This is a genomic window from Pseudomonas sp. HMWF006 (genome assembly GCF_003061205.1).
GTDB classification, from domain to species: domain Bacteria; phylum Pseudomonadota; class Gammaproteobacteria; order Pseudomonadales; family Pseudomonadaceae; genus Aquipseudomonas; species Aquipseudomonas monsensis.
In genome coordinates, this window is the sequence record NZ_QAIU01000573.1 from 754 (window position 1) to 4,787 (window position 4,034).

A 4,034-nucleotide genomic window follows, 5' to 3' on the forward strand; every position below is an offset into this window, starting at 1 on the left:
GCTCTTCTTTTTCGATGGTCGACTCGTAGTCGAAGGCCGCCGCGATCGGTTCGTACTGAAACGACACGTCCTTGAAGCCGAGCTTGCGCGCCACTTCGACCAGGGTGTCTTCGGCTTCCTGGTCGGCCAGCGGATCGTCATCGACGAAGAACACCGGGCGACCGAGGACCACTTGCTCGAATTCCCGACCGGCGGCGGTTTCGGCGCGGCTCTTCAGTTGGCCGATGAACAGGCCGAGCAGGTCCTTGAACGGCATCGCGGTGCCGAGGACGCTGGTGTCGTGCTTGATCAGCTTGGAGCCCAGCAGGCTCTTGAGCGAGCGCATCAGCCGGCCTTCGTAGCCTTCCAGGTACTCGTGCAGCGCCAGGCGACCGTACACCGGACGGCGTTCCTCGATGTTGAAGAAGACCACCGACGGCAGGGTGATCTTGTCGTCTTCCAGCGCGATCATCGTTTCCATGCCGGGGCGCAGCCAGCCGACGGTGGAGTTGGACGTGCCGAAGTCGATGCCGCAGGCACGGGCTGGAGAGGCGTCTTTCATGTCTTTCGGTTCCGGTCTAAAAAACGGCCGCGCAGTGTATGTCAGTGCGCGACAGATTCGAAGGCCGGTCATCTGCTATTTCACGACTAAACTGCCTTGAAAGCCCGGACTTTGCCCCAAACTTGCTGGCATGGGCCGGCAGACACACCGGCGGTCACAAGAACCGTCGCCCACTGCCGATAAACTTCTGCAGCGCCACCCGGTCACAAACTTGAGATCGGTCAACCCGGCACGCGCGAATGAGCGCATGCTGGGCTCGGCGCGAAATCGATAACGGACGGTGATTCCTTCGATGGACTTCAAAGACTATTACAAGATACTCGGCGTGGAGCCGACGGCGGACGACAAGGCGATCAAGGCGGCCTATCGCAAGCTGGCGCGCAAATACCACCCGGATGTCAGCAAGGAAAAAGACGCCGAGGCCAAGTTCAAGGATGCCTCGGAAGCCTATGAAGCGCTGAAAAGCGCCGACAAGCGCGCCGAATACGACGAGCTGCGCCGCTATGGCCAGCACGGTCAGCCGTTCCAGGGCCCACCGGGCTGGCAGAGCCGTGGCGGCTTTGGCGGCGGCGGTGGCGACACCGGCGACTTCTCGGACTTCTTCAGTTCGATCTTCGGCAATCGCGGCCCCGGTTTCGGTGGCGGCGAAGGTCGGCAACAACGCAGTACCGGGCGCCGGGGACAAGACGTGGAAATGGAACTGCCGATCTTCCTCGAGGAGACGCTGGCGAACGAGTCGAAGAAGGTCACCTTCCAGGTGCCGCAATACAACGCCAACGGCCAGCACGTCAGCAACACCAGCAAGAGCCTGAACGTGAAGATCCCGGCGGGCGTGACCGACGGCGAGCGCATCCGCCTCAAGGGCCAGGGTGCACCGGGGATCGGTGGCGGGGCCAATGGCGATCTGTACCTGACTATTCGCTTTGCGCCGCACCCGAAATTCGATGTCGAAGGCGAAAACCTGATCATCACCCTGCCGCTGGCGCCGTGGGAACTGGCGCTGGGCGCTGAAGTGGCCGTGCCGACCCTGACCGGCAAGATCAACCTCAAGGTGCCGGCGGGCAGCCAGAACGGCCAGCGCATGCGCGCCAAGGGTCATGGTTTGAAAAACAAGGCCGGCGAGCGCGGTTATCTGTTCGTGCAGCTCAAAGCCGTGATGCCGAAAGCCTCGGACGATGAGGTCAAGGCGCTGTGGCAGGAACTGGCGAAGAAAGCCGCCTTCAATCCGCGAGAGAACTTCTGATTCGACGACGGAGTAGCCCATCATGAGCAGCCCCCTGATCGTTCAACTGGACTTGGCAGAATTCTGTGAGGCGGCCGATTTGTCGGATGCCTACGTGATCGAAATCGTCGAACACGGCATCCTCGAACCTCAGGGTGCACAGCCCCGGGAATGGCGCTTCACCGATTACGAACTGGCCTTGGCCAAACGTGCGGCGAAATTGCGCCGCGAACTGGAACTGGAGTGGGAAGGCGTCGCCCTGGCGCTGGATCTGCTGGAAGAAGTGCGCGAGTTGCGCGCCGAGAACCGCATGTTGCGCCAGCGCTTGGGGCGGTTGGTGGTTGAGTAGATAGCCTGAAAACTTTGTGTCGGTTGATTTGGCCTCATCGCTGGCAAGCCAGCTCCCACAGGGTTTTGGGTTGAAACAGGGATTTCAGTTCGACGCAGAACCTGTGAGAGCTGGCTTGCCAGCGAAGAACGATTACACGGTCATTCTGATTCACCATTGAAAAAGGCCCCGAAGGGCCTTTTTTGTGCTCAAAACAAAAAGTACCGCTGTGCCATCGGCAAGGTTTCTGCCGGCTCACACCAGAGCAACACACCGTCCGCCCTGACCTGATACGTCTGCGGGTCGACATCAATGTTCGGCAGATAATCGTTGTGGATCAGGTCGGTTTTCTGCACGTCACGGCAGCCTTTGACCACGCCGATTTTCTTCTTCAATCCCAACGCTTCAGGCAACCCGGCTTCCTGCGCCGCCTGACTGATAAAGGTCAGGCTGGTGGCATGCAGCGAACCGCCGTAACTGGCGAACATCGGGCGATAGTGCACCGGTTGCGGGGTCGGGATCGACGCGTTGGCATCGCCCATCAGGCTGGCGGCAATCGCGCCGCCCTTGAGGATCAGCGTCGGTTTCACGCCAAAAAATGCCGGGCGCCAGAGCACCAGATCCGCCCATTTGCCGACTTCCACCGAGCCGACTTCGTGGCTGATGCCGTGGGTGATCGCCGGGTTGATGGTGTACTTGGCGATGTAGCGCTTGGCGCGGAAGTTGTCGTTGCCTGCGCCGTCCTGCGGCAGCGGGCCGCGCTGCTTCTTCATCTTGTCGGCGGTCTGCCAGGTGCGCGTGATGACTTCGCCGACACGGCCCATGGCCTGGCTGTCGGAGCTGATCATCGAGAACGCGCCGAGGTCGTGGAGGATGTCTTCGGCGGCAATTGTTTCGCGGCGGATGCGGCTTTCGGCAAATGCGACGTCTTCGGCGATGCTCGGGTCCAGGTGATGGCAGACCATCAGCATGTCGAGGTGTTCGTCGATGGTGTTGCGGGTGAACGGCCGGGTCGGGTTGGTGGAACTCGGCAGTACGTTCGGGAAACCGCAGGCCTTGATGATGTCCGGCGCATGGCCGCCACCGGCACCCTCGGTGTGGTAGGTGTGGATGGTGCGGCCCTTGAACGCGCCGAGGGTGGTTTCGACGAAGCCGGATTCGTTGAGGGTGTCGGTGTGGATCGCCACTTGCACGTCGTACTGGTCGGCGACGTTCAGGCAATTGTCGATGCTTGCCGGGGTGGTGCCCCAGTCTTCGTGCAGCTTGAGGCCGATGGCACCGGCCTTGACCTGCTCGATCAACGGCTCCGGCAGGCTGGCGTTGCCCTTGCCGGTGAGGCCGATGTTCATCGGGAACGCGTCGGCGGCCTGGAGCATGCGCGCCAGGTGCCACGGGCCGGAGGTGCAGGTGGTGGCGTTGGTGCCGGTGGCAGGCCCGGTGCCGCCGCCGATCATGGTGGTGACGCCGCTCATCAGCGCTTCTTCGATCTGCTGCGGGCAGATGAAGTGAATATGGGTGTCGATGCCGCCGGCGGTGAGGATCATGCCTTCACCGGCGATCACTTCGGTGCTGGCGCCGATGGCGATGGTCACGTCGGGCTGCACGTCCGGGTTGCCGGCCTTGCCGATCGCGGCGATGCGCCCGTCCTTGAGGCCGACGTCGGCCTTGACGATGCCCCAGTGGTCGATGATCAGCGCGTTGGTGATCAAGGTGTCGACCACTTCGGCCGCGAGCAACTGGCTCTGGCCCTGGCCATCGCGGATCACTTTGCCGCCGCCGAATTTCACTTCTTCGCCGTAGGTGGTGAAGTCCTTTTCGACTTCGATCCACAACTCGGTATCGGCCAGGCGTACCTTGTCGCCGACGGTGGGGCCGAACATGTCGGCGTAGGCTTGACGGGAGATCTTCATTTCCTCGTTCCTCGGAATTGAGCTGCAAGCTTC

The 4,034-nt window shown here is 61.8% G+C and carries 3 protein-coding genes and 1 pseudogene; 2 read left to right on the forward strand and 2 right to left on the reverse strand.

Annotated elements, in window-relative coordinates:
- Positions 1-541: pseudogene (locus tag DBR24_RS33880) on the reverse strand (Hsp70 family protein); the annotation flags it as partial.
- 292 nt (positions 542-833) lie between these two features.
- Here DBR24_RS33880 and DBR24_RS26265 point away from each other — a divergent pair.
- Together DBR24_RS26265 and DBR24_RS26270 are read left to right on the forward strand one after the other, a co-directional pair.
- Entirely contained in the window at positions 834-1,784 is a 951-nt protein-coding gene (locus DBR24_RS26265; RefSeq protein WP_123470989.1) for a DnaJ C-terminal domain-containing protein, read from the forward strand.
- 22 nt (positions 1,785-1,806) lie between these two features.
- Positions 1,807-2,112 carry a chaperone modulator CbpM gene (locus DBR24_RS26270; RefSeq protein ID WP_123470991.1) on the forward strand — a complete coding sequence of 102 codons (306 nt, stop codon included), beginning with the start codon at positions 1,807-1,809 and terminating at the stop codon, positions 2,110-2,112.
- Positions 2,113-2,300: 188 nt separating this feature from the next.
- Here the strand turns inward: DBR24_RS26270 and ureC are convergent, their stop codons facing one another.
- The gene (ureC, locus tag DBR24_RS26275; protein WP_128616169.1) at positions 2,301-4,001 is read right to left on the reverse strand and encodes an urease subunit alpha; all 1,701 of its coding nucleotides are present in this window, start codon (positions 3,999-4,001) and stop codon (positions 2,301-2,303) included.
- Positions 4,002-4,034: the final 33 nt, after the last annotated feature.